The organism is Candidatus Eisenbacteria bacterium (assembly GCA_035712145.1).
In the GTDB taxonomy this organism is placed as follows: Bacteria; Eisenbacteria; RBG-16-71-46; order RBG-16-71-46; family RBG-16-71-46; genus DASTBI01.
On sequence record DASTBI010000161.1, the window covers coordinates 1 to 2,704 of the forward strand.

A 2,704-nucleotide genomic window follows, 5' to 3' on the forward strand; every position below is an offset into this window, starting at 1 on the left:
CATGTCCACGATCGGTTCTGGCTGTCATGAGCTCCGGATCATCGATGAGAGCGTGACCTGGCGAATCGTGTGTGCGGTCGAAGCCGACGCCATTGTCGTACTGGATGTGTTCGCGAAGAAGACCAACAAGACGCCGAAGGAGATCCTGAGCACCTGCAAGAGAAGGCTCAAGGCGTTCAGGTCGACTTAGGAGTTGAAGAAGCGGAGTTGAGTATGAAGACGCGAAGAAAGAAGAGTCTGGAAGCGGCCGGCTGGAAGGTCGGAACCGCCGAGGAATTTCTGGGCCTCTCGCCCGAAGAAGCACGAATCGTCGAAATGAAGCTCGCGCTCGGGGACAGCCTCAGACGTCATCGAATCCGGCGGAAGTGGACGCAGCAGGACCTTGCGAGGCGATTGGGATCAAGCCAGTCGCGCGTGGCGAAGCTAGAAACGGGAGCGCTGGGAGTCACCCTCGACCTCTTGTTCCGGGCTCTGTTCGTCGCGGGCGCTTCTACGGACGAAATCGCTCGAGAGCTCCGCTCTCGCCGGCGTTCGGCCGCGTAGGCGATTGACGGGTTGTAGGTCAACTGCAGACGACGATCCCGTCTGTTTGGAGGTCGACGGTTCGTAACCGAGTTCCCTGGAGCACACGATCAGCTCGCGGGCTCGTTTTCGATCAGAGTCGGATGAAGGCTTTGGACAGGACCGCGCGGTCTCCAACCGTGAGTCGGAAGAAGTACAGTCCGCTCGGAACCCTCTTCCCGGCGCCGTCGGACAGATCCCAGCCGACGGAATGATGGCCAGCCGCGAGAAGCCGATCGAACACGATTGCCACGCGACGGCCCACAACATCGAGGACCTCGACTCTCGCGAGTTCGCTGCGGTCGATTCCGAAGCGTAGCTCGACCCCTTGAGTTGCGGGATTCGGCGTCGGCGCAGAGCACCAGATCCCGCTCGGTTGTTGCGGAGCGACTCCCACCGAGGGATGGGGTGTGTCAACGATGAAGTCCGACGCGCGATTCGTGTCCATGCCCGACGTCTGACGGCGAAGCACCAAGCCCGCTGGCGGCACGGCGACCGTCTCCGTTCCGAGCCAGGATCCGGTTCCGTACGGGAGCACGTCCAGAACCGTATGGTTCGCGTCCAGGAGAAGGACTTCGTCCCCAGCATTCGCGAGCGTGAAGGTCACGCCCGGAGACCACAGCGGATCGGCGGTGACGTTCGGGACGGTCGGGTCGGTGTCTTGGATCTCATAGGCGGGCAGGAAACCGTACTGGGCCTGGAAGGCGGTCGCGCTCTGGGCCACGACTGCGATTCCGCTCGCCCCGAACCCCGAGCCGTTCATCCGCCCCATGAATTCGATATTGATGGGCGGGTCCGGCGTCTCTTCGTCTCCGATGCGGAAGCCGTCGAGAGCGTTTGAGCCGAAGATTTCTACGTACTCGGGACCCGAACTGGGCTGTACCAAGGCCTCGTTGATGAGAAAACCTGAGACCTCGAGCCCGAGCGCAAAGAGGACGTCGGGGTGGTAATCGACGTCTCCGTCCATGACCTCCTCCCAGGTGTTGGCATAGGGGGCCATCGCGCGGGGATCGCCTTCGTTCGACACGACATCGAGCGCGTTGCTCACCGAGGGCCCGCCGACGTCTTGCGTGTCTCCACTCTCGTTCGCCTGAACGAAAGAAGCCACGGTGAATCGCATGGGCAAGCGCTCAGTTGGCAGCGAAGGCGCCGCGATCGGGGCCGGGTATCCGAAGACGGACCAGGGCACCGAGATCTCGAAGCAGGAACCGTCGACTGCAGCCGCGATCGTCGCGATGCTCACCTGTTGGAAGAAGCGATCCAGGATCACCGCTTCGATCCCGGACTGCCCGTATCGAGTCTGGATGAGGTATTCCCAGGCGGCATCCGGAGCGACCTGAGTATCGGAGAAACCCGCCAAGAAGGGCTGGCTCCCTGGCAGAGGCCCGCGGTCCACCGCGATCTGAAAGCTGGGCTTGCTCAACACGGGAGGACTGGTCCCGGCCGTGCGGATCAGAAAGAAGAGCGACGAGGTGGTCCCGGTGACCCGAAACTCGGTCAGATCCACCCACGGGAGAGGGCCGAGGTCGGTCCGGTAGTCGCCCGTCACATCTCGCCAGACGTACTCTCCCTGGCCGCTGCCGTTTCGGAAGATCTCGCCGAGGTTGGCGTAGGGAGGCTGGTTCGCGAACCAGTCGGTGGCAGACCCGTCGACGGTGACGGGATGGGCTCCAGCCGGGGCACAGAGAGTGAGCGAGACCAGCGCCAACGCCCAAATTGAGAAGTTGCCTTGGTAGCGCATTGCGACCTTTTCGAAATCACGGACCCGGATTTCTCACACCCAAGTGTACGGCTGGGCGCGCCATTCCTCTATCGGGTCACGTTCGGTGTGAACCTGACGTGGGGCGGTCGCCGCCACGGGCCCGCGGCCCGGTCCCGGACTCCGTCTCGAGCGTGTCACCCATCCACGCGAGCAGCGCGCCGCGGCCTTCCCCGGTTTGGCTCGAGTACGAGACCAGCGGTTGCGTCGGTGACAACTCCAGCGCATCCATGATGGCGCGCAGCGCGGGTGGCCGCTTGCTTTGCCCCAGCTTGTCGATCTTCGACGCGACCAGGCAGAACGGCAGCTCCTCGAAGCGCAGCCACTTCACCATCTCGCGATCCTCGCGCGAGGGCTCGTGACGGGAATCGACGAGTTGGATGA

4 protein-coding genes are annotated in these 2,704 nt (G+C 63.1%); 2 read left to right on the forward strand and 2 right to left on the reverse strand.

Features of this window, described 5'->3' with window-relative positions; genetic code table 11:
- On the forward strand, positions 1-190 hold a 190-nt coding region (locus VFQ05_10915; GenBank protein ID HET9327277.1), incomplete at its 5' end, for a type II toxin-antitoxin system RelE/ParE family toxin.
- 125 nt (positions 191-315) lie between these two features.
- Positions 316-543 carry a helix-turn-helix transcriptional regulator gene (locus VFQ05_10920; GenBank protein ID HET9327278.1) on the forward strand — a complete coding sequence of 76 codons (228 nt, stop codon included), beginning with the start codon at positions 316-318 and terminating at the stop codon, positions 541-543.
- A 112-nt stretch (positions 544-655) separates the two neighbouring features.
- Here the strand turns inward: VFQ05_10920 and VFQ05_10925 are convergent, their stop codons facing one another.
- Together VFQ05_10925 and VFQ05_10930 are read right to left on the reverse strand one after the other, a co-directional pair.
- Complete coding sequence (locus VFQ05_10925; GenBank protein ID HET9327279.1) at positions 656-2,302, reverse strand: hypothetical protein; 1,647 nt, start codon at positions 2,300-2,302, stop codon at positions 656-658.
- A 76-nt stretch (positions 2,303-2,378) separates the two neighbouring features.
- On the reverse strand, positions 2,379-2,704 hold a 326-nt coding region (locus VFQ05_10930), incomplete at its 5' end, for a hypothetical protein (protein HET9327280.1).